The organism is Mitsuaria sp. WAJ17 (genome assembly GCF_014174515.1).
Lineage (GTDB): Bacteria > Pseudomonadota > Gammaproteobacteria > Burkholderiales > Burkholderiaceae_C > Roseateles_B.
In genome coordinates, this window is sequence record NZ_JACJUG010000020.1 from 77,471 (window position 1) to 98,952 (window position 21,482).

Here is a 21,482-nt window from a genome sequence, read left to right on the forward strand (position 1 = left end):
AGAGCGGTGCTTGGCCCTACACGCGTTGAGCGGGGCCAATGGTGGAGCGTTCGAGGGCCAGTTGTCGAACGTGAAGTCACGGCAGACGGTTACCGCTTGATGGAGCTGCAGCTCGATGCGGATGAGGCACGGCTGGCACGGCCATCTGGTGAGCACATCGTGAGGTACCTCGCCGAAAACTCAGCCTTCGAGGGCATCGGAACTGTCAAGGCTCAGCGCCTTTGGGACGAACACGGAGAGCGTCTTTACGAGGTGCTCGACAGCGCAGATACAGCCGCACTTGCAAAGACGCTGACCCAAGATGTTGCGAAGCGGCTCGTTCAGGCATGGGCTTCTCAAGGTGAATCCCTGACTCTCCAGTGGCTTCACGCCCAGGGCTTCGAGCCAAGGCTGGGACGGAAGGTGCTGGCCTACTTTGGCAGCGTCGCCCGCGAGAGCATCGAAGAGGACCCGTATCGGCTGTTGTCCTTCTGTGCCGATTGGAAGACTGTCGACCGGCTGGCCCGCGAGAAATTTTCTGTAAGCCTTCACGACCCCCGGCGCGTGCGCGGTGCGGTCGAAGAAGCCTGCTACCGAGCGTTCGCTGACGGACACACAGCGATGCTGTCGGCAGAACTCATGGAGCGGGTCGGGCCGCTCCTCGGCAAACCGCCACCTGGAGTTCGATGGCGTGACCAGCTCGCGCTGGCAGTCACCACCGGGCTTGAGAACGGTAGCTTCGTCAAGAGCCATCATGGTCTACAGCCCCTCGGCGCTGTGGTGATGGAACGTCAAGTTGCGCACGCTGCACAGCTGCGTTTGGCCCGCTCATCGGCCCCTCTACTGCCAGGCCAGGCCGTCGACCAGCTCATCTCCGAAGTTCATGCCATGGACGGCGTTGTCCTCAACGCCGAGCAGCAGGCGGCCATCCACGCTGCCGCGACACATGAGTTTCTGTGCATCACTGGTGGCGCTGGGGTCGGCAAGACGACGGCCCTGAAGGCGCTTTACCGGCTCTTCGATGTGACCGGTGTCCGGGTGTTTCAGGTGGCGCTTGCTGGCCGTGCTGCCAAGCGCATGCAGGAGGCAACTGGTCGACCCGCTCAGACCATCGCGAGCTTTCTCAAAGGCTTCGAGGAGAGTCAGATGGAAGGCCAGACCGTGCTGGTCATTGACGAGGCCAGCATGGTTGATGTCATCTCCATGAGTCGACTCTGTTCCGTGCTGCCCCCGCACGTGCGGCTGATACTTGTGGGAGACCCGCACCAGCTCATGCCCGTGGGTCCAGGGCTGGTGCTCCACGCTCTTCAGGGCGCGCCTGGTGTGCCGACCGTCGAGTTGAAGACCGTGAAACGGTATGGCGGGGCAATCGCTGCCGCTGCCGCCGCCATACGTGCGGGACGCTGGCCAACGCTTACGGCCGATGAGACCGAGGCGGTGGCATTCCTTCCGTGCTCCGATGAGCTGATTGGTGAAACTGTCGTGGAGCTGATGGCTCTCGACCCCGGCAGCAGCCAGACTCTTTGCGCTGTTAGGAACGGGCCGGCCGGAACCAAGGCACTCAATGCACTCTGTCAAGAGCGATTCACGTCAGGCGCACCGGAAGTGAAGGCATGGAATGACGAGTTCGACTGCTTTGAGCGGGTTGGCCTCCGAGTTGGAGATGTTGTCCTGTGCACTCGCAACATGTGGTCCATTGGGCTACAGAACGGCTCTCTTGGAAGAGTCGTCGAAGTTGGAGCGTCACTGCCCCCAACAGCTGGCGAGGTAGGCGATGACGACACGATTCCGCCACGGGCGTCGGTCGAGTGGGATGACGGCCGGTGCATTCCGCTCACGGAAGACATGTTGGACGACGTTGAACTCGGATTCGCTGTGACTGTGCACAAGGCTCAGGGCTCCCAGTGGCCCAGGGTCATCGTTCCGGTGACGCGGAACAGGATGCTCGACCGTACGCTGCTTTACACCGCCGTCACGCGTGCGCAGAAGCAGGTTCTTCTAGTGGGTGATGAGGCTGCCGCTCGCGATGCAGTCCTGGCACAGCCTCGGTCGACGCTTCGGCAGGTTGGGCTTGACCTACATCTGGCCAGTTTCCGGAATCAGATGCCTCTTGAAAGCACCCCTTGAGAGCCAATAAACGCAATACTTGACCAAGCAGTTTGCACGTATGGCTTTCAAAACTTTGGGTAAGTAAGATTACCGAATCAAGTCGGTTATTCGGGCCCAGTTGAAAATTAGACCCCGACCCTTGTGATACACCCGAGCTCCTTTTGGCCGTATCAACTCAAGAACGCGCCATAGCTGTTTCTCTGCCTTGAAAAACTGACGAGCCGAGCCGGCTATTGCGGCGGCGGCGCGTGCCGGATTCCGCTCTAGAAGGCCTCTGGCCCCCAAATCCGTCTCCACGGCGTTTAGCCAATCGGGCTGTTCAGGAATGAGCTCAAGCGAAGACTGGAAATCCTCAATCGCATTGAACAGAATTAGGTGCTTGCCATCCAACAAAAGGCTTCGGGCTGCTGCATCCATAAACGGCCTTGAGGCCGAGCCGTACAAGGTGCCTATGTGCAGCGCATCGAGTCCATCTTTTGTGAGCGAACCGTCAGCTTCGGTCCAACCAATGTGGAAGAGAAAGTTCCTGTAGTTTTTGCTCACCCCGGTCTTCATGCTCGGGGTATCTTTGTAGTTTCGTATCCCGCCGCCAGAGTGATGAAGCTTCCCGGCCTGGATGTCACTCCATAGCCGGTCAAACGCCCTGTCTCGTAATGTTCCAGACGTCGATGAGGGCTCTCGTGCTTCGTCATAGGAATAACGCAGCAGGACAAACATCTCTTCGAGACTCATTTCACGCCATTTAGCATAAAAGCTTGCATCGAGTGAAGCTGGAGTGGTAGGTCGCGCCGTTCGTTTGACGAAAAAATGCCGTTCCTCAACATGAGACGAGCTTGGCGAGAATGTCTTGGGGTCGTATGAGATGACACCCACCGGACCATGCGTCCAAGCGCTTTCCTCCAAGACGCTTACTACGTGCTTTGCAATCGGATATCCGTCGTCAGCTATCTCTGGCAAGACCAACAGACCGTAATCAAAGTCACGCGTATACGCGATTGCCTGCCCCAATCCGGTCAGATACTCACGCTTTGTCTGTTGTGGGGGTTTGAATTCGCCTGCAACCGTGACTCCTGCATCATCGACTATCACAAAGTCTGGAACCGGCCAGGCTCGCGAGGATGTCACATAGGCACTGGTTGACAGGATGCTATTCCATGGTGACGCACCCCTCACAACGCGCCGCACGACCTCAGTGGCAACAGCGAACGCCAGAATGTCGTGATGTGTGCTCATGCTGCAGTGGCCAAGTCGTAGATGTCTCGCTTGAAGCCTGGCGCGGAAAAATTGCCCTTAATCGTCTTAGCAATCCCGACGGCAAACACCTCTGCCAAATGTGGAGGAACAGCATTCCCTACAAGGGTGCACTGCTGCTGGCGTGTACCGACAAATCGCATCCAATCCGGAAAGCCCTGGATGCGCGCCGCCTCCCGGACAGTAAGAGTTCTATGCAAAACTGGGTGCACCGGGAATGCATTGTGACCAGGCACCATGGTGGTCGCCGGTGCATTCATAGACAGCCGTTTGTACACGTGACTGAAGTTCTTTACGCTGTCTGACCTGTAACCCTTCTTGAGATGTTCCGGCAACTCGGCTTCAGGCAATCGGCCTCCTTCAGGAATCAGCCTGTATCTCTCAACAACGAGTTCCTTGTGGTTCATCGGAGCGTGACTGAATTCCGCACTCTGAGTCGAAGGGTCCATGAGGTCAGAGATTACATCTCCAACAGTTACAAACGGTCGCTGCCAAGACTTAGGTGAAGCGAAGTATTTCGGCTCTGGCCAATTGAAGGAAAGCCCCTTTTTCCAAGCAACGAGAATGAAGCGCTCACGCGCCTGCGCTACCCCATAGCTGGCGCAGTTGAGCACCTCATGTCGCAATTCGTAGCCTGCCTTCGACAGCCGGCGCTCGACCTCTTCGAGATAAGACGATTGACCTCTCGGAGTGGACACAAATCCTTTGACATTCTCCAGAAAAATCACTTTCGGCTTTAGCTGGATAGCAAGCTCGACATACTTGATGGAAAGCTCATTGCGAGCGTCCTCATCCGGCTGGTGGTTTTGAGTATTCACAAAGCGGCGCCGGCCAAAGATAGAGAATCCTTGGCAAGGCGGCCCTCCAAATACCACGTCAATTTCTTTCAGCCCGGAGTCTGCAAGGATTTCCTTCTTACTCAGAGCGCCGACATCGGCAACCTTGTGCGGTACGTCTGGAAAATTCTGCTCAAGGTTTCGTGCCACACTGTTCTTCATGTCGTACGAGGCTACCACTCGGAACCCGGCATTGAGGAAGCCAAGCATCAGCCCACCAATACCAGTGAAGAAACTGACAGCTGTAAGTCCGTTGGGCTTTACGGCGCGCCGTTTCGAAAGTTCGTTCAGCGGAAGTGCTTGCTGTTTGCTAACCATCTTTGTTTTTGGTAGGTCTCGATTATTGGCGCTTTTGATGTGCTTAATTGCTGCTAACCCTAGGTGCCGGGCGAGTTCAACTGGGACCGCATTCCCGACCAGCTTGCACTGTTCCGCCCGACTACCGAAAAAGATATGTGTGTCAGGGAAAGTTTGGAGCCTAGCCGCCTCTCTCGGAGAGAGACTTCGATGTGCTGTCGGATGCACCGGAAACGCGTTGTTTCCAGGCACGAGAGTTAGTGACGGCTTTTTTCTGTGCAAGCGCTTGTAGGTGTTTCCAAAATTCTTGCGCCGAATTTCTTCGGGCAGTTCTGCTGGCGGAGGCATTCTGCCCCCTTCTGGAATTAACTTGTACCGAGCGACAACCTTATCTCCATGTTGGAGAAAGGAATGGTTCGGCACGTGGTCTTGCCCATGGCTAGTCAAGTCTGCGATGCATTCGCCCACAGTTCGATACGGCTTTCTGCCGGGCCCATGAGTTTCGACGGGCCATTGGAAAGTGTTGTGCAGCTTCGTGCCGAAGAAGAAGACACGCTTTCGATGCTGTGGAACGCCAAAATCAGCCGCATCAAGTGTCTTTACCGTGACGTCGTAGCCGAGCGCTTCAAACGCGGCAACGATTTCTCGCTCAAATCGGCCGCCGTATTGAGTGCGAAGGTAATTGACATTCTCCATGATGAAGCATGAGGGTTGAGTCCATTGAACCACCCGGACAAAGCACCAGAAAAGCCCGTTCCGTGGGTCTGCGGGGTTCTGGTCACCAATGGTCGAAAAACCTTGGCACGGGGGGCCGCCGACCACGATGTCAACTCGCTTACCTTCTAGGTACGCTTCTAGCTTATCTCTCGTGAGACGCCTGATGTCACCGTGAAAAAACTGCTTATTTGGCCAGTTCTGAGAAAAAGTCGCCGCCGATGACTGTTCGATATCGGTCGCAAAGATGGATTCAAACCCAGCTTGTTCGATACCAAGTGTCATTCCGCCGCCTCCGGCGAACAACGAGATTGCCGTTGGTTTATTCATTACCTCGACCTATGTGTTGATTACTGCTGGTCAACAAAGCTGGATTCGCCGCGCTGAGCAGAGAAGAGTTGGCCCTGGCGCGTTGCTGCGCCATGTTCGTCAACGTACGCTCGCATGAACTTGCGCAGGACTTGCGCAGCAGTGGTGTCCTGCGCCTTGCATGCGTCAAGAAAATCGTGGCGCAGTTGGTCGTCAACACGAATTCGTAAGCCGACGTCATTCATAGTGGTGTGGATGCACAGCGTGTGTCACGGCGACACACGCTGTTAGTTTATCCAGTTACCGCGCTGAAGGCTAGCGCGGCGGTGGCTCATCAGGTGAGCCACCCGGAGGCGTTCGGCGGATGTTTAGGGGGCAGCATTGGAGACGGTCGACCTTGAAGCGATAGTGGTCCGAATGCCCTGGGCACCCAGCATCGCCAGAGCACCGATGGCTGGTGAAGCATGGCACGATGGGCCATGCGCCTTAAGACCCGTATCAAGCGTCACCTAGAGCGGACGCAAAGCCCCGTGCTGCTCCGGCGCGAACTGAAGGGTCTGGGCAGCGAGACACAACTTTCCGCCGCGCTCAAGTCGCTGCTGGCCGAGGGCGTCATCGTTCGAATCGGCGTCGGGGTGTACGCCATCGCCAAGGTTAGTGTCCTTTCAGGCAAGCCCATTCCAACCCACCCGCTTGAGGTTCTTGCTCCGCTGGCATTGCGCAAGCTTGGTGTCAGGGTGGAGGAGCCTTACAGGAGTCGCGACTACAACGCTGGCCGCACGACCCAAGTTCCGACTGGATTGGTAATCAACACAGGCGGACGGCGCGTCACCCGGAAGATTGGATTCAATGGCAAGTTCGTGGAGTACGAGCGCTCTTGACCGGCTCGCGCAGGGCTCAGAGTGGGGTTGTCCCACGGCGTGAAGCACGCCTGTCGCTCGGTCGGGACAATGCTGCACGGATTGCAGCCATGTGCCCTTGATGCAGTCCGACGTTCTCTTTGCAGAGGACAAGTCGACCGCGCCTGTCGTGCACGGAACGGAGCAGACCGGTACCACTCAGCTCGTCGTCTAAGATGACGTAGGGCTCACCGCGATGGTGAGCAGCCAGCCATCGGTCTATAGCTTGGGCACGCGTCTCGCCGCGATTCTGCGGCGCCTCCCAGGCGTCGTGCATGTTCTTGCTCAGCACCTCCAGCCCCGTGTTCGTAAACAGGTTCTGGAAAGCTTCGCGCATCATGAATCTCAGCCAGCTTGTCGTGATGACGACCTGAGCACCGTGCTCGGTGAGCGCCTCCACCAACACTTGGGTCGCGGGGACATGGAACCCGCCGAACTCGCCGGGACGGTTCAAGACGATGACGTCGTCGAAGTCCAACAGGATGACAGGGCGATTGCTCATGGCGGCTTAACAGGAGTCGGCCCCAGGGCAACACGGCGGGGCCTGAACAATTCCCGCTTTCTGTGCTGAGGAGTACGGGGCCGGCCCTCTTGCACAGTGAGGGGGAAAGGCCGTGCGGTCGACGCACATCTGCCATCTGCAGCTCGACCGGACGGCGCCTCATTGGGGCTCATCTCAGCGCTCCCCTGCAGGAGTACGGCGACCGCCGACCGTGAGTTTGGCGGCGACGACTGACTGGGCTGCCCAGGCTTGTGCCAGCTCGACCACTCGTTGCAGCCGGTTCGCAACGGTCACATCGCGCAGGAGTGTGGACGGCGCTTCTCCGCCCAATGCACCGTGCGGCCGCTTCCAGAACACCAAGGCGACTTCGGGCGACACGGATTTGAGCGCCAGCGATACAGCTATTACGACATCGCGGTCCAGCTCGGCAAACTCTCGTGGGTAGTAGCGGCGGCGAGAGATGACGATGGACGACAGCTCTCCTCGTCGGGCTGCGTCTCCCACGGACCGAGTTGCAACTCGCCACTTCGAAGCGATAGCGCTCGCGGGTAACACTTCACCGGCATCTACCCACCGGAGCTTCGACGTTGAGCCTCTTGAGATTGCCGCCGGAAGGCCATCTACTTGGATACTCATCATGGAACATGGGCTTACGGGAAGACGCGCCGCCCAAGCGCAATTGCAGGTGCCTTGACCATCTTGCCTCCCGAGGCCATTAGCATGAGCCCTGATGCCATCCGTAGCAGCAGCTTGTCGCCTTGGTCAACGCGCGTCACCTCGACTACTGTCTGAAAGAGGTGTCCACTCGGAAAGTCATTCGGTGCGCGGACAAACACATGCAGTGACGCCCACTCGAACGTCGTCTTCTTGTAGAGCTCACGCACTTCCCAAAAGTCAGTCGCGATGTAGCGGCGAACGTTGAACTCACTCCCCAGTGTCTCCACGCCGCACTCAAGAACGAACCAGACATCACCGGGTACCTCGACGGACGACCAGTAACGCATGCCCCGTTGCGGAGATTCCGCTGGTCGGCAGTCGCGTTCGCGCGTGCGTAAAAGTAGCGCATCCATCGTGCATCCTTAGCTCGTTTAGGGTTCGCGAGTGACACAGTATATTGTGTCATCAAGCATCGCACTCCTGTCCCGTCCTACCGGTGTTGGGCTTGGTAGCCAGCGATGCGACAGGCTTCAGGACATGCCCTAAAAGGTGAGCCGGCCGCGTTCAGTGACCAGGCCCCTTCTGCCGTTTCAGTACATTCCAGGAGAAGACGTCGCATCCGCGATGGGTAAACCTGAGTCAAATGAACTTGTCCGAAGCTTTGGGCGTGGTTGTTCGCGAGCGCAGACTGGCCATGAGGCTCAGCCAAAGCGACCTTGCGATTGCCACCGGGCTGCACAAGAACTTCATTAGCCTGGTCGAGAGGGGAAAAACGGCGGCGGCTATCGACAGCGTCGAAGTCATCGCGACCGCGCTGAAGTGCAGAGCCTCTCAACTGCTGGCGGCGGCGGAGCGGACGCGTAGCGCTGCCGACGAGTAGCAGGCCTGCCTCTCGGCTCTGGGCCGATGGAGCCGGCGCTCTTCTATCCACAGAATGTTGAAACCCGGGCGAATTGAGGTACGTTAAGACCCATGGCAGGAAACTATCCACACCTTTTTGCGCAACACGCACCCGCACTCACTCACACTGTGGGCACAAACCACAGTTTTTCGTGCGTATAACCCTTCTGAGTGTCCGAACCCGGCGCCCCCGCGCTGCTTGTCTGCCAGCCCCGAGCGCTCCGGCTCTCGGGGCTTTTTCATGATGTACCGTGCTGTGAAATTCCCTTTCGCTTCACTGTTGTTGGCGTTGGCCCTGTTGGCCGGCGCACCGGCTGTCGTCCATGCGGCCGGGCAGGCCGTCCGGTTGTCCGCCGCCTTGCAGGACCTCAAGGACAAGTCGGGCGCTGAGGCCCATGCGCAGGTCGCGGCGGCAGTCGAGGCTTCTGCACAGCTCAGGGATCGCATGGAGGACCTGCTGTCCAGGGATCGCTTCAAAGGCTTTGTCGTCCTGCCCAAGGCCCAGCTGCCATCGGGCAAGGGGGGGCGCTTTGGCGGCTATGTCGAAGACTCAAAGATCGTGCTGACCTTGGAGCTCCTCACGCAGCTGAGGAAGTCCAGGTATTTCGATGTGGTCGAGTCGGACGACGTGCCTCCCAACAACACCACCTTCGCCCTGGCCCATCTCCTCCATCACATCGAGCATCCGAAGCCGGCCCCGTTGAGCATGCCAATCCAGTCTTACCTGCTGGCCTCGATGCAGCAGGAGGCCTCGGCCTTCATCGTGGGGTGGAATGCGATGCTGGAGGCGGCCGAGACATCCAACAGCGGCCGCCCGCTGAACACTCGGCAACAGGCCCAGCTGCTATTGAACACCCGATACGCCTTCGCCTTCCACCTTGGGATGGAGAACAAGGCGAAAGCGCTGGAATTCGACGGGCACGGCGCCATCGAGCTCAACGAAGCCAACATCACGGCCATTGCCACACCCCTGCTAAAGGCCCGGATGGCCGATATCGAGTGAGCCGCTCAGCTGCCGGTGTGCCCCGAGCCCAAGCCGCGCGGGCTCAGCCCTGCCCTTGCCGCGCCCGCTCCCTCAGCATGAACAGATAAAGGCTCTCCACCTTGGCCCGCGCCCAGGGCGTGCGGCGCAGGAACTTCAGGCTGGACTTGACGCTGGGCTCGAAGGCGAAGCAGCGCAGCGGGATGCGCTCATCCAGGCCGGCCCAGCCGTATTCCTCCTGCAGCGCGACGATGATGGCTTCCAGCGTCAGGCCGTGCAAGGGGTTGCGGGGCTGGTGCTGGGGCGGCTCGGGCGTGTTCATGGCGCGATTGTCGCCGCGCCGGAAGGGGCGGGCCTACGAGGCGCGAGGCCGCCTCCCGCGCGCGCCGGCGAGGGGCCTGGCCGGGCGGCCGCGTCAGTAGATGTCCACCCGGGCCTTGTCCACCGTGTAGCGCCCGCCGCTGTAGTAGCCGCGGGTGCTGGCGTCGCGGGTGAAGCGCAGCCGGATCACGGGGCTGCCGCTGGGATACTGCGGCCCGCTGCTGTAGACGGGCACGGGCGCGCTGCCGATATTGCTGGTGGGGGTCTGGTCCACCAGGCGGGTCAGGGACTTGGAGGTCTCTAGCGCGGCGAAGATGTTGGCCGAGTCGTAGTAGCTGCTGTAGTAGGGCGTGCCGATGGCGCTCTTGCTGCTGCTGACGGCCTTGCTGGCGTAGCTGTAGCGGTCGCCGGGCGTCAGCAGGCTCACCCGCAGGCCGTTGACCTTGTAGTAGGTGCCGACCTGCACGCTGGCATTGGCCGTGTCCACGATCAGCAGGCGGTTGGCGCCGTAGACGGTGGCCGTCTGCGCAGCGGTGTCGACCAGCGCGCCGGTGTTCTCGTCCACGCCCAGGCCCTGCTGCACGCCCATGTGGCGCAGGGCCGCGGCCAGGCGGCCCAGGCGGCCGGAGCGGCTGTCGAAATGGGTGTCGCTGAGCAGGCCGGCGGGCAGGAAGCCCAGGCCCTTCATCGTGGCGCCGTTTTCCAGGTAGCGCAGGGCGCCGGTGCCGTCGCGGGTGTCACCCAGGGTCTGCCAGTCGGTGACGGCCTTGTCCTGCAGGTTGGCGCCGAAATAGAGGTAGCCATAGCTGACGCCGGCCGCATGCATGCGCACGTTCAGCGCGTGGTTGCCGGCGGAGTCCCCGGCGATGACGATGTTGCCGCTGCCGTTGTTCCAGCGTGCGCGCAGGGCGGCGGCCAGGGCGTTGTCGGCGCCGCTGTCGGTCAGGAAGCTGCGGATGATCTTGGCCTGGTCGCCGCCCACGAACCACACGGCGTCGGCCTGCTGGATCAGGGCGATATTGGCCTGGCCCTCGGGCGTGCTGCTGCTGGCGTGGACGGCGTAATTGTCCACATGCGCGGTGATGTGCTTTGGCGAGAAGCCGTGGGTCTGGAAGAGGTTGTAGTAGCCGCGCTTGAGGGGGCTGGTGGAGGTGGCCGGGATGTCGTTCTGGAAGGCGTCCAGGCCGGTGGTGTAGCTGTCCTTGGCGGCGGTGATGACGGCGATGCGCGGGCAGGCGGTGGTGGCCCAGTTCGTGCCGCAGTTGCTGGTGCTGTTGATGTTGGGCGTGAAGCCGCTGTCGCGGCCGGTGGCTTTGCGCAGGCCAGTGACGAAGAGGTCAGTGTTGGCGTCGTCATAGCCGCCGCCGGACAGGAACAGCTTGCCGGCCAGTGCCGGCATGCTCAGGCACAACCCCGCGGCGCACAGCACCGCTCCCAGGCATTTCTTCATGGCATCTCCAACGGTCCAGGGTGGCCCCGGGCGGGGCCTCAAACCCAGGCCTTGACCATAGGGACGCGGGCTCCACGCGGGAAGCCGCCGCCTTGCCACGTTGCGACGCGGACTTGCGTCGCTGTGCCTCCCGCGGGAATGTCCTGAGGGGGCAATCCCGGACTGCTCAGTGGCTCAGTTTGCCGCTCCATCAGCCGCGCGGCAGCGGGCAGCTCAGCACGGGGCCTCCGTCGTCGATGCGCACCTGCAGCGGCGGCAGGAAACCCAGCTCGTGCAGCGTGGGCAGCAGGGCCGCATGGGCGGCATCGGTCTGCGCGCAGGCCTGCTGCGCGGCCTCGCCCAGGAAGGAGAGGTACAGCGTCTGCCGCGGCAGCAGCGCCGCCAGATGGCTGCACCAGGCCCTGCCCCAGCGGGCCTGGGCCGTGGCCCAGTCATGCGGATAGAAGCGCGCGCCCAGGGCCTCCCAGAAGGGCGAGACGCCGGCAGGCGTGCGCCAGCCGGGCAGCTCCAGGATCAGCCAGTCGCCGCAGGCCTCGCGGTGCTGGGCGATCCAGCGGCGGGCGCCCTGCACCAGCGCCGCCACGGCGGTGCTTCGCCCTGGGGCATCGAGGCTGTCGTCCAGCCACAGGTCGGTCAGCTCGCTGTCGCCCGTGTGGTCATTGCTCAGCAGCAGGGTCTGCTGGACGCGGAACAGGCCCAGCTCCCGGGCCGCGTGCACGACGCGGCCCAGGCGGAAGTGGTAGTGGGGCAAGTCCTGACCCCGTCGCGGGACCAGGGTCAGGCCGCCGCGCCCGTCGGGCAGGCGCAGCTGCACGCCGGTGTTCAGGGTTTGCACGAGCAGCTCGGTCATCACGATTCCTCAGGCCACAGGGGCGTGCTCAGCAGGGTCTCGCCTGCGCGGGGCTGCAGGGCCGGCACCTCGTCGGCATGCAGGGTCTCGCCAATCTCGGCCAGCACCGCCGCGAAGTCCTCGCGGCCGGTCCGCACCACCAGATGCCAGCGTCGCGGCCCACCGCCGCTGCCGGGCTGCACCGTGTGCGCGCGATGGTGGCGGATGCTGCGCAGCGAGGCCAGCGGTGCCTCCACCGTGGGGCCGCCGTCGAAGATGTCGATATAGCTGTCGGCGTCGAAGCCCTCTTCCATCAGCACCGAGAAGGGCACCTCGCCCACCGGATGCAGCTGCCCCAGCGCCAGCTGCGCCGCGGCCGGTAGCAGCACCACGGGGATGGGCGAGGGCGGCATGAGGTCGGCGATCAGCGCCTTGCTGCGCCCGCCGATCACCGCCTCGGCCTGCGGATAGTCCATGCCGAAGAACTGGCGGCCCACGGCGTCCCAGAAGGGGCTCTGGCCCTGGATGTCGGTGACGCCGGGGTTCTCGGCTGCGATGCGGTCCGAGAAGCGCTCCGCATGGGCCTGGATGAAGAGCAGTCGTGCCCGGGACAGCAGCTGCGCGGCGGGCGTGCGCTCATGGCTGGGCTCCAGGAAGAAGGAGGTCAGCAGCGTGGCGCCCGTCAGGTCGTGGCACAGGTGCAGGGTGTGCATGCGCTGCGAAACGCCCAGCGTGCTGCTGGCATGCACGACGAACTCGTTGCGGTAGCTGTAGAAGCGGTCGAAGAAGCCCGCGCTGGCCGCGATGCCGGCGCAGCCCACGAGGCGTCCGGCCCGGCGGTCCTCCAGCACGAAGAGGTAGGTCTCCTCGCCGCTGGCGTCGTCGGGGCTGCCGAAGGCCTGCATCGAGGCCTCGATGCGGGCGCGCAGCTTGGCCTCGTCATTGGGCAGCGAGCTGATGCCGTCGGCGCTGGCCGCGGCCATGCGAAGCATGTCGGGCAGGTCCGTGACCGCGACAGGGCGCAGGAGCAGGCTGTGCAGGTCCGGGCCGTTCATCAGGCCATTCATCAGGCCGTTCATGTGGAGTCTCCCAGGGACGCGGGTGCCAGCCAGCCGGAACGGCGGCTGCGCTCCTCGCGCGGTGTGTGGCCGTGATGGGCCTTGTAGGCATTGGAGAAATGCGGGCCGGACGCAAAGCCGCAGCTGAGCCCGACCTGCAGGATGGACTGGGTGCCCTGCAGCAGCAGGCGCTGGGCGCGGTCCAGGCGCAGGGCGAGGTAATGGCGCGAGGGCAGGGAATCCAGGTGCTGCTTGAACAGGCGCTCCAGCTGCCGGCGCGACACGCCCACCAGACGCGCCACCTCCTCCGTGGGCAGGGGCTCGGCGAGGTTGGCTTCCATCAGTGCCAGGGCCTCGGCCAGCTTGGGATTGGCAACGTCACGGGCCTCCAGATGCTCGCGCCGCTGCCGGTCCTCGGCCGGTCGTCCCTGGCGCAGGTCCATGGCCAGCAGCCATTCCTGCTGCACTGGCTCGCCATGCAGCTGGTGGGCCCAGGCGCCGACCAGGTCCGCCGCGGCACTGGAGGCGGCGCTGAAGCGGCGGCGCGACACGGAGAGGTCCCACAGGCCCTGCGACCAGGCCACCCCCGGATGCCGGGCCGAGAGGCGGTCCAGCCAGGCCCAGTCGGCACAGGCGCGATGGCCGTCCAGCAGTCCGGCAGCGGCGAGCGCGGCGGCCCCGCTGCCCAGGCCGCCCAGCAACACGCCCTCCTGGTCCCAGCGCTGCAGCAGGGCCGTCAGCCGGGGATCCGACGCTTGGGGCTCGCCGGCCAGGACCACCACGGTGTGCCAGCGGTCCGCAGCGCCAGCGGCCCGGCACTGGATGGACACACCGGTGCTGGCCGCCACCGCGCCCTCGTCCAAGGCCAGGGCGCTCAGCGCATACAAGACCTGACCCTGCTGCGCATTCAGCGCTGTCAGGCCGTCCGCCCAGGCGCCCAGGGCACGAAGGGGGAAACCCGGCAGCAGCAGGCATCCGATGGCGCGCGGGGTGGGAAGCATGACCGGACTGTAATCAAGTCCAGCCCTGCAGGGCGGGCCAGCTCAGCAGCAGCAGGGCCATCAGCAGGTACAGGCCCTGCAGCGGCAGCATCCAGCGCACCCAGGTGCCCAGGGGCAGGCGCGCCAGGGCCAGCACGCCCACGGTGATGCCGGAGGTCGGGATGATGGGCGTGGTCAACTCGCCCAGCTGGAAGGCCAGCACCGCGGTCTGCCGGGTCAGACCCACCAGGTCGGCCAGCGGCGCCATGATGGGCATGGTCAGGGCTGCCTGGCCAGTGCCGGAGTGGATGAAGAAGTTGATCACTGACTGGATCAGGAACATCTTGTGCGCCGCGAACACCGGCTGCTCCGAGGCCACCAGCGGGGCCAGGGCGTTGAGCAGGGTGTCGATGATCTGGCCCTCTCGCAGCAGGATCACCGTGCCCTTGGCCAGGGCGATGACGAGGGCCGTGCCGACGAGGTCGCGCGCGCCCTGCAGGAAGGCGGCCATGAACTCATCGGCCGAGAGCCGCGCCACCAGGCCCACGCCCACGGCCATCACCAGGAACAGGGCGGCGATCTCCTCGATGTACCAGCCCAGGCGCACCACGCCGCCGATCATCACCAGCAGCGAGCCCGCGAACAGGGCCAGCACGGTCTTGTGGCGCCGCGTCAGGCCGGCGAACTGCTCGAAGGCGGTCAGGTCCATCTCGGCGCGCCGGGCCTGGTCGGCCTCGTAGGTGGGGCTCAGCGTGGGATCGCGGCGGATGCGCACCGCCCACCACTGCAGGAAGCCGATGGTGAGGGCCGTCGCCACGGCCCAGCACAGGGCGCGGTAGCCCAGACCCGAGAACATCGGCAGCCCCGCAATGCCCTGGGCCACGCCCACGTTGAAGGGGTTGAGGAAGGCCGTGGCAAAGCCGATCTGCGAGCCCACGAAGGGAATGGCCACCCCGGTGAGCGTGTCCAGCTTCAAGGCCAGGGCCAGGGGGATGAAGATCAGCACGAAAGGGATGGCCTCCTCGGCCATGCCGAAGCTCGCGCCGCCCAGCGAGAAGAGGGTCACGAAGACAGGAATCACGAGGGCCCGCACCAGGGCCGATCGCTGGTGGGCCTGGGCCACCGACTTGATCAGGGCATCGATGGCCTCGGTCTTCTGCAGCACGGCGAAGACGCCGCCGACCACCAGCACGAAGCCGATGATCAGCGCTGCTTCCACGAAGCCCTTGATCGGCGCGGTGAGGAAGGCCGCGAAGCCCTGCGGCCGCGCCTCGACCAGGTGGAAGGTGCCGGGGACGATCAGCGTCTTGCCGTTGACCAGGGCCGTCTCGAAGCGGCCGCCGGGCACGATCCACGTCGCCAGCGCGATGAGGGCCAGCAGGCTGACGAGCAGCACATAGGTGTTGGGGAGTCTGAGCTTCATGGCGCGATTCACAGGGACAGCAGCTTGCCGCTGCGATAGGCCTCGTGGCCGGCGATCTTGGCCAGGCGCATGCCGCGGCTGGCGTAGCGGCGGGCACTGCGGGCGAAGCAGCGGCCGCTGGAGCGGGCGTGAAGAGGCGTGCGTTCGTCGGTGAGGGGGTCCACGATCTCGGCCACCAGCTCGCCCTTGAGCACCCAGTCACCCGGCGCCTTGGCGAAGACGACGATGCCCGGGCAAGGGGCGGTCACGGGCTCGACGGCCTCCAGCGGCGTGGGCTCGCAGGCGGTGGGCGCGGGCGGCGCTTCGCCGGCCACATGGCCCTGCTGCTGCAGATAGGCGATGAGGCCTTGCGCGTCCTGCTCGGCCAGGGCCTGGCTCACGTCGGTCTCGCCGCGCAGCTCCACGGTCAGGCCCACGCAGCCCAGCGGGTCGATGGGATGGCGCCCCGCGAAGTGCTCGGCCAGCTCCCACCACAGGCGGGCCAGGGTCTCGTCGAAAGGTTCGTCGCCGGCCAGCGGCGTGTGCAGCAGGGCCTGCGCGCCCAGATAGCCGGCCAGGGGCCGCGCAGCGTCCACCTGCGCGCTGCCGACGTAGAGGTGCATCACCGCCTGGTTGTCGCAATGCAGGTCCAGCACCAGGTCGGCGTCATGGGCCAGCCACTGCAGCTGGCGCTTGAGGGCCTCGGTCTCGGTCTGCGCCTGCCAGGCGGCCAGCTGCTCGCCCAGCACCAGGCGCACCTCGCGGGTGTTGGATTGGAGATCGTCGCCCAGCCGCGGCGCGACGGCACGGGCCACCGCGGTGCCCAGGTGCTTGAACTGCCGGTTGAAGTTCAGGCCGGTGGCGAGATCGAAGCGGCCCAGGGCGCTGCCCTGCAGGTCCTGGGACAGGCCCACCGGATTGGCCAGGGGCACGAGCACGATGCGGCCCTCGATGGCGCCTTCGGCTTCCAGACGCTGCAGGCGCTGGATCAGGGACTGAGCCACCAGCATGGGCGGTACTTCGTCGGCATGGAGGGAGGCCTGCAGATAGGCCTTGCGGCCGGAGCGGCCAGGGCCGAAGTGCAGGCTGCGCAGCTGGCGCTGGGTGCCGGCGTGGGCGGCGGGCAGGAGGTGGTGTTGAGTCAGCATGGCGTGGGTGGACGGCACCCCGGGGTGCGGGGCGTCCACGAAATGGAAGGCAGTGGGTCAGGGCTGGGCCGTGGCGGGGTGGGGCAGCGGCGGCAGGGGTGTGTAGAGCGGATGGGCGACGGTCACCGGCAGGACGTCCAGGCGCGCGTCCAGCACGGTGTAGTCCTCGCCGCCCATGGCGCCGCTGAACCAGCCCTTCAGGCCGGGCGTCTTGTAGAGACGGAACTCGAAGCCCAGCCGCGAGGCCCGCCCCCGTGCGCCGGGCACGGGTTCGTAGGCCAGGCCGCGCACCTCCTCGGCCGGGCTGTCCAGCAGCTGGGCCATGGCGCTGACGATGGCGCCGTCGCCCAGGATGTCGCCGAAGAAGTGGCCGCGGGGCAGGTAGGGTTTGTAGTCGCTGGCGGTGGGGTCGATGCGGGGCTCTCGCAGCTTGTGGGGGGCAGGCGTCGCCTGGTGCGTGGCGAGGTCGTAGCGGTCGCCGCTGTCCAGGTAGCTCAGGCGAGCGCCGCGCAGGTTGAAGGCGGGCAGGTGTGCGTCGCGTCGCGCCTCGCGCAGGTCCACCAGCAGTGCGCCGCGGGCGCCGATGACCTCGATCTGCCGGTCCTTGATCACGGCGGCGGAGTTTTCCTCGATGCCAAGGCCCAACTGATAACCGAGACGCTGCATGGCCGGAAGCAGGCGGCCGATGCGGCCGCGCTTGAGGAAGTGCTGGTCGATGAAGAGCTCGGGGCCGACGAAGCCCAGGCCGCGGTCGTACTCGCGGCCCTCGCGCCACTGGCCGCGCAGGATGTCCAGGTTGTCCTGCGCATCGCGGAACATCATGCGGCTCATGATGGCTGCGCCCGCGCTGGTGCCGGCCACCACGCCGCCGCGGTCGAAGACCTCCCAGATGGCGCGCAGCATGGCGCTCGGCTGGCCGCCGGGCTGCAGGGTATCGACGATCAGCTCCTGTGCGCCACCCGAGAAGAAGATGCCCTGGCTGGCGCGCACCTGCTCGATCAGCGCGGGATCATTCAGCCGTGTCTGCAGGTCCTCGCCTGCCAGGCGCGGCGCGACGGGGATGAAGCTCGCCTCGGCGCCTTCGCGCTGCAGGGCCGCGATGATCTGCTGCGCGCTGCGCTCGGGATGAGCTGCAGCGGTGGCGAAGACGGCGATGCGCGCGCCCGGTCCGCCGGCCTCGCGGACCACGCGCTGCCAGACCGTGGGGTTGTCGCTGCGCAGCGCGCCGCCGATCACCACGGCAGTGCCGGCCTGGGCCAGGGTCGCGCAAATGAGTGTGCCGGTGCACAGGAGAAGTCGAAGGCGTTGCATGGCTTCATCTTGTCAGGACGCCGACGGCCGGGCCAGCGGGTTGCGCCCCGTTCAGGGCCTGCATGCGCCTTCCACGCAAGAGCATGTCGCTTCATCGCAAGAGGCAGAGGTCGGCGTGGGCAGGGCCAGACGCCGGCTTGTCCGGAAGCGACAGGCATTTGCCTGCAAGCGACCGGCGCGCCAAAACCCCATAGGCAAGTCATGAGTCCGGTCCCTAGAGTGACCCACATCCCCTCCCGCATCGCTCACCCCTTCTCTCTCTTGAGGTTCCCATGACCCGTGCAAGCAAACCGTCCCTGACCCTGATGGCCCGCGCCGCCTGCCTGGCGCTGGCCGCCCCCGCCCTGCTGGCCCAGGCCCAGGAGGCCGCTCCCAAGCTGGAACGCGTGGAGATCACCGGCTCCAGCATCAAGCGGCTGGAGGGCGAGCAGGCCCTGCCGGTGCAGACCATCAAGCGCGAGGAGATCGCCAAGGCCGGCGTGACCACCGCGGCCGAGCTGCTCAAGAACATCAGCGCCGCGGCCGCCAATCTGGGCGACGGTGCTTCCATCTCCGACAACACCGGCGGCCAGCGCGGCTTCAACGGCGCCAATCTGCGCGGCGTGGGCGTGTCCTCCACCCTGGTGCTGCTCAACGGCCGTCGCCTGGCCAACTTCGCCTCGCCCGGCGATGCGGCCGGTGTCGATCTCAACAGCATCCCCGCTGGCGCCATTCAGCGCGTGGAGGTGCTCAAGGACGGCGCCTCCGCCATCTACGGCACCGATGCCATTGGCGGCGTGATCAACTTCATCACCCGCCAGGACTACAGCGGCATCGACATGGCCGCGTATGCCTCCGGCACGCAGGAAGGCGGCGCGGGCAAGCGCACCTTCACGATCAGCGGCGGCAGTGGCGACCTGCAGCGCGACGGCTACAACGTCTTCGCCACGCTGGACGTGCAGGCCCTCGATGCCCTGCGCTCCACCCAGCGCGCGTTCATCCAGGAACGCCCGCTGACCGAGACGGTGCCCTACTACCTCTCCAGCCGCCCCTACCCCGGCAACATCCGCCTGGCCAGCAATGCGGCTGCGCGTGCGGAGCAGCTGGCTGCCATCAACGCGGCGGGCTACAACTTCAACGGCAAGCCCTACACGCAGCGCACCGTGAACCTGTTCGCGCCGGGCTGCAATCCGCCGGCCTCGGTCTACGCCCCGACCCAGATCGGCGCCGAGGCCTGCGGCTACGACTACATGGCCGACACCGAGATCTATCCCAAGTCCGACAAGCTCTCCTTCCTGACCCGCGGCGTGATGAAGCTCAGCGAGGGCCGCCAGGTCTTCGGCGAGCTGCTGCTGGCGCGGGCGGACACCGAATACGTGCTCTCACCCAATCCCACCACGCTCAGCGGCATGAGCTGGTCCGCGGTCAATGCCTTCCTGCCCAAGCCGGTGAGCAACGGCCGGACCTTCGAGATCCGCTTCCGCGCCAAGGAGCTGGGCAACCGGACCAACGAGGTGCGCAGCGACGCCAACCGCGTGGTCGTGGGCACCAGCGGCACCGTCTTCGGCGACTGGGACTACACCGCCGCGCTGAGCCACGCGCAGAACAAGGTGGCCGACCGCTACGTCGATGGCTACTTCAAGTTCAAGGAGCTGCTGGACGCCGTGCGCGCCGGCAAGATCAATCCCTTCGGGCCCTCGCCGGAATCGAGCCGCGGCCTGATCGAATCCCTGCGCGTGGACGATGTGGCCCGTCGCAGCGAGGGCACGACCTCGGGCCTGGACTTCAAGCTCACCGGCAGCCTCGCGCAGCTGGAAGGCGGCGACCTGGGCCTGGCCGTGGGCGCCGAGCTGCGCCGCGAGACCCAGCGCTTCACGCCCTCGGCCCTGCTGATCAGCAACAACATCGGTGGCGACCGCGACAGCACCGGCACCAGCCCCGCCCCCGAGGCTACGAACTACGGCCGCAACATCACCTCGGCCTATGCCGAGCTGAGCGCCCCGCTGAGCAAGCAGCTGGAGCTGCAGGCGGCCCTGCGCGCCGACCACTACGAGAAGGTGGGCAGCTCGGTGAACCCCAAGCTCGGCCTGCGCTACCAGCCCAGCAAGACCGTCGTGATCCGCGGCTCGGCCGGCACCGGCTTCCGCGCCCCGACCTTCAGCGAGCTCTACCGCCCGGCCACCTACGGCACCAGCCCGGCCTTCCTCTACGACGCGGTCTATGACGCCTTCGACCAGTACCCCACCGAGAAGGTGGCCAACCCCGATCTGAAGCCCGAGAAGAGCAAGCAGTTCTCCCTTGGCATCGCCTTCGAGCCCAGCAGCACCAGCCTGGTCAGCGTGGACTACTGGCAGATCCGCAAGACCGACGTGATCAGCGACCTCTCCGGCAAGATCATCCTGGAGAACGCCGAGCGCTACGCCTCCTACATCAAGCGCGACCCGGCCGACGACTACCCCACCCTGGTCCTGAAGAAGGAGAACCAGGGCGGCCTCAAGACCTCAGGACTGGACTTCGAGGCCCGCTGGCGCTCGGCGGCCACGGACATGGGCCGCTTCGGCCTGAACTTCAGCGGCACCTACGTGATGCACTACCAGCGCCAGTTCGGCGCCGCCGAGCCCTACCTGGAGAACGCCGGCCGCTTCCTGCAGGACCAGGTCATCCAGCGCTGGCGCCATCGCCTCTCGGCAGACTGGGACTTCGGCCCGCTCTCGATGACCCTGGCCAACAGCTACTTCTCCGCCTACACCGACGACAGCTACCTGCCCGGCACCGAGCCGCGCCAGGTCAAGGCCTACTCGCTGTGGGATCTGAGCGGCAGCTACCGCTTCAACGAGCGCCTGAGCGTGCGTGCCGGCATCCAGAACCTGCTGAACACGGCCCCGCCCTTCTCCAACCAGTCCTACTACTTCCTGTCGACCTTCGACCCGACCTACACCGACCCGCGCGGCCGCAACTTCTTCGTCAGCCTGAACTACAAGCTGCGTTGATCTGGCACTGAGCGCGGTCCGCGGACCCTGACAGCCCCGGCGCCCTTCGTGGTGCCGGGGCTGTGTGCCTTGTGGGGCCTGCTCAGTTCAGGCGGATGGCGGTGTCGAAGTGCCAGCTGCGCCGGATCTCGATCACGTCGTAGTCCTTGGCCAGCGCTGGCGGGAAGGGCGGGTAAACGGCCAGATCGCGGACGGTGCGTTCGATGGCGGCGTCCAGCGCTGGCGAGCCGCTGGAGCGCACGAAGCTCACCGACTCCACGGAGCCGTCCGCCCGCACGGCCACGGTCACCAGGGCGTCGTAGTGGGGCTGGCGCAGCAGCTCCCTGAGGCGCTCGAAGCTGGCGGCGTCGAGCTGGATCTTGCGGGCCCAGGTCTCGCCATAGGCCACGAGGTCCGGATTGGGATCGCTGCGGCCCATCAGCCGGCCGCGGCGCTGGCTGCTGGCATAGGGCAGGTCTTTGGACTGCCGGGCGGAGGCGGCCGCGGCGTCGCGCAGGGCGCGCTCCTCGTCCAGCTGCCGGCCGATCTCGCGCAGGCGGGCCTCGCGGCGCTCGGCGGCTTCCTGCTGGGCGGTCCTCG

At 65.0% G+C, this 21,482-nt stretch carries 20 protein-coding genes; 5 read left to right on the forward strand and 15 right to left on the reverse strand.

Translation table 11 applies throughout. The features are described from left to right. Positions 1–99: 99 nt before the first annotated feature. Entirely contained in the window at positions 100–2,106 is a 2,007-nt protein-coding gene (locus tag H5407_RS16475; RefSeq protein WP_255501290.1) for an ATP-dependent RecD-like DNA helicase, read from the forward strand. Positions 2,107–2,175: 69 nt separating this feature from the next. Here the strand turns inward: H5407_RS16475 and H5407_RS16480 are convergent, their stop codons facing one another. Genes H5407_RS16480 through H5407_RS16490 form a run of 3 tightly spaced genes read right to left on the reverse strand, consistent with a single transcriptional unit; the run spans position 2,176 to position 5,740 of the window. Beyond that, a complete protein-coding gene (locus H5407_RS16480; protein WP_183105558.1) occupies positions 2,176–3,321 on the reverse strand; it encodes a hypothetical protein in 1,146 nt (381 codons plus the stop codon). Continuing rightward, entirely contained in the window at positions 3,318–5,516 is a 2,199-nt protein-coding gene (locus tag H5407_RS16485) for a DNA cytosine methyltransferase (RefSeq protein ID WP_183105559.1), read from the reverse strand. The genes H5407_RS16480 and H5407_RS16485 overlap by 4 nt, the downstream gene beginning before the upstream one ends. Before the next feature lie 20 nt (positions 5,517–5,536). Further along, positions 5,537–5,740 carry a hypothetical protein gene (locus tag H5407_RS16490; RefSeq protein ID WP_183105560.1) on the reverse strand — a complete coding sequence of 68 codons (204 nt, stop codon included), beginning with the start codon at positions 5,738–5,740 and terminating at the stop codon, positions 5,537–5,539. A 234-nt stretch (positions 5,741–5,974) separates the two neighbouring features. Between H5407_RS16490 and H5407_RS16495 the strand changes: the two genes are divergently transcribed. Then, complete coding sequence (locus H5407_RS16495) at positions 5,975–6,376, forward strand: S-adenosylhomocysteine hydrolase (RefSeq protein ID WP_183105561.1); 402 nt, start codon at positions 5,975–5,977, stop codon at positions 6,374–6,376. A 16-nt stretch (positions 6,377–6,392) separates the two neighbouring features. Here H5407_RS16495 and H5407_RS16500 read toward each other — a convergent pair whose 3' ends face one another. The 3 genes from H5407_RS16500 to H5407_RS16510 form a co-directional block, all read right to left on the reverse strand. After that, positions 6,393–6,896: an HAD domain-containing protein gene (locus tag H5407_RS16500; protein WP_183105562.1), complete on the reverse strand. Its 504-nt coding sequence runs from the start codon at positions 6,894–6,896 to the stop codon at positions 6,393–6,395. Positions 6,897–7,070: 174 nt separating this feature from the next. Beyond that, positions 7,071–7,400 (reverse strand): hypothetical protein, encoded by a 330-nt coding sequence (locus H5407_RS16505; protein WP_183105563.1) that lies wholly within the window; start codon positions 7,398–7,400, stop codon positions 7,071–7,073. 146 nt (positions 7,401–7,546) lie between these two features. Then, on the reverse strand, positions 7,547–7,966 hold the full coding sequence (locus H5407_RS16510; RefSeq protein ID WP_183105564.1) for a hypothetical protein: 420 nt from the start codon (positions 7,964–7,966) through the stop codon (positions 7,547–7,549). A 230-nt stretch (positions 7,967–8,196) separates the two neighbouring features. Here H5407_RS16510 and H5407_RS16515 point away from each other — a divergent pair, with 230 nt between their 5' ends. Further along, positions 8,197–8,433, forward strand: a complete 237-nt coding sequence (locus H5407_RS16515) for a helix-turn-helix domain-containing protein (RefSeq protein WP_183105565.1) — start codon at positions 8,197–8,199, stop codon at positions 8,431–8,433. Positions 8,434–8,652: 219 nt separating this feature from the next. Beyond that, positions 8,653–9,456: a hypothetical protein gene (locus tag H5407_RS16520; RefSeq protein WP_183105566.1), complete on the forward strand. Its 804-nt coding sequence runs from the start codon at positions 8,653–8,655 to the stop codon at positions 9,454–9,456. A 43-nt stretch (positions 9,457–9,499) separates the two neighbouring features. Here H5407_RS16520 and H5407_RS16525 read toward each other — a convergent pair whose 3' ends face one another. From H5407_RS16525 to H5407_RS16560, 8 genes are all read right to left on the reverse strand, one after another. After that, positions 9,500–9,757, reverse strand: coding sequence for a VF530 family DNA-binding protein (locus H5407_RS16525; protein WP_183105567.1), 258 nt, complete (start codon positions 9,755–9,757; stop codon positions 9,500–9,502). A 93-nt stretch (positions 9,758–9,850) separates the two neighbouring features. Further along, a complete protein-coding gene (locus H5407_RS16530; protein ID WP_183105568.1) occupies positions 9,851–11,206 on the reverse strand; it encodes a cyanophycinase in 1,356 nt (451 codons plus the stop codon). 190 nt (positions 11,207–11,396) lie between these two features. Further along, complete coding sequence (locus H5407_RS16535) at positions 11,397–12,056, reverse strand: arginine N-succinyltransferase (protein WP_183105569.1); 660 nt, start codon at positions 12,054–12,056, stop codon at positions 11,397–11,399. Then, positions 12,056–13,114, reverse strand: a complete 1,059-nt coding sequence (locus H5407_RS16540) for an arginine N-succinyltransferase (protein WP_183105570.1) — start codon at positions 13,112–13,114, stop codon at positions 12,056–12,058. The genes H5407_RS16535 and H5407_RS16540 overlap by 1 nt, the downstream gene beginning before the upstream one ends. Beyond that, positions 13,111–14,094, reverse strand: coding sequence for a GlxA family transcriptional regulator (locus tag H5407_RS16545; RefSeq protein WP_183105571.1), 984 nt, complete (start codon positions 14,092–14,094; stop codon positions 13,111–13,113). The genes H5407_RS16540 and H5407_RS16545 overlap by 4 nt, the downstream gene beginning before the upstream one ends. A gap of 13 nt (positions 14,095–14,107) precedes the next feature. Then, entirely contained in the window at positions 14,108–15,496 is a 1,389-nt protein-coding gene (locus H5407_RS16550) for a YfcC family protein (protein WP_183105572.1), read from the reverse strand. Positions 15,497–15,504: 8 nt separating this feature from the next. Beyond that, positions 15,505–16,623 (reverse strand): succinylglutamate desuccinylase/aspartoacylase family protein, encoded by a 1,119-nt coding sequence (locus H5407_RS16555; protein ID WP_183105573.1) that lies wholly within the window; start codon positions 16,621–16,623, stop codon positions 15,505–15,507. A gap of 57 nt (positions 16,624–16,680) precedes the next feature. Then, the gene (locus H5407_RS16560; RefSeq protein WP_183105574.1) at positions 16,681–17,934 is read right to left on the reverse strand and encodes a cyanophycinase; all 1,254 of its coding nucleotides are present in this window, start codon (positions 17,932–17,934) and stop codon (positions 16,681–16,683) included. A 272-nt stretch (positions 17,935–18,206) separates the two neighbouring features. Between H5407_RS16560 and H5407_RS16565 the strand changes: the two genes are divergently transcribed. Continuing rightward, a complete protein-coding gene (locus tag H5407_RS16565; RefSeq protein ID WP_183105575.1) occupies positions 18,207–20,903 on the forward strand; it encodes a TonB-dependent receptor in 2,697 nt (898 codons plus the stop codon). An 82-nt stretch (positions 20,904–20,985) separates the two neighbouring features. On the opposite strand, the gene H5407_RS16570 is transcribed toward H5407_RS16565, so the two are convergent. Continuing rightward, positions 20,986–21,482, reverse strand: a 497-nt coding sequence (locus H5407_RS16570) for a TonB family protein (protein ID WP_183105576.1), incomplete at its 5' end; no start/stop codon positions are given.

Coding starts and splice junctions, on each gene's coding strand:
- H5407_RS16475 (WP_255501290.1), top strand. CDS start 100: ATGGAGCTGCAGCTCGATGCGGATGAGGCACGGCTGGCACGGCCATCT.
- H5407_RS16480 (WP_183105558.1), bottom strand. CDS start 3,321: ATGAGCACACATCACGACATTCTGGCGTTCGCTGTTGCCACTGAGGTC.
- H5407_RS16485 (WP_183105559.1), bottom strand. CDS start 5,516: ATGAATAAACCAACGGCAATCTCGTTGTTCGCCGGAGGCGGCGGAATG.
- H5407_RS16490 (WP_183105560.1), bottom strand. CDS start 5,740: ATGAATGACGTCGGCTTACGAATTCGTGTTGACGACCAACTGCGCCAC.
- H5407_RS16495 (WP_183105561.1), top strand. CDS start 5,975: ATGCGCCTTAAGACCCGTATCAAGCGTCACCTAGAGCGGACGCAAAGC.
- H5407_RS16500 (WP_183105562.1), bottom strand. CDS start 6,896: ATGAGCAATCGCCCTGTCATCCTGTTGGACTTCGACGACGTCATCGTC.
- H5407_RS16510 (WP_183105564.1), bottom strand. CDS start 7,966: ATGGATGCGCTACTTTTACGCACGCGCGAACGCGACTGCCGACCAGCG.
- H5407_RS16515 (WP_183105565.1), top strand. CDS start 8,197: ATGAACTTGTCCGAAGCTTTGGGCGTGGTTGTTCGCGAGCGCAGACTG.
- H5407_RS16525 (WP_183105567.1), bottom strand. CDS start 9,757: ATGAACACGCCCGAGCCGCCCCAGCACCAGCCCCGCAACCCCTTGCAC.
- H5407_RS16530 (WP_183105568.1), bottom strand. CDS start 11,206: ATGAAGAAATGCCTGGGAGCGGTGCTGTGCGCCGCGGGGTTGTGCCTG.
- H5407_RS16535 (WP_183105569.1), bottom strand. CDS start 12,056: ATGACCGAGCTGCTCGTGCAAACCCTGAACACCGGCGTGCAGCTGCGC.
- H5407_RS16540 (WP_183105570.1), bottom strand. CDS start 13,114: ATGAACGGCCTGATGAATGGCCTGATGAACGGCCCGGACCTGCACAGC.
- H5407_RS16545 (WP_183105571.1), bottom strand. CDS start 14,094: ATGCTTCCCACCCCGCGCGCCATCGGATGCCTGCTGCTGCCGGGTTTC.
- H5407_RS16550 (WP_183105572.1), bottom strand. CDS start 15,496: ATGAAGCTCAGACTCCCCAACACCTATGTGCTGCTCGTCAGCCTGCTG.
- H5407_RS16555 (WP_183105573.1), bottom strand. CDS start 16,623: ATGCTGACTCAACACCACCTCCTGCCCGCCGCCCACGCCGGCACCCAG.
- H5407_RS16560 (WP_183105574.1), bottom strand. CDS start 17,934: ATGCAACGCCTTCGACTTCTCCTGTGCACCGGCACACTCATTTGCGCG.
- H5407_RS16565 (WP_183105575.1), top strand. CDS start 18,207: ATGACCCGTGCAAGCAAACCGTCCCTGACCCTGATGGCCCGCGCCGCC.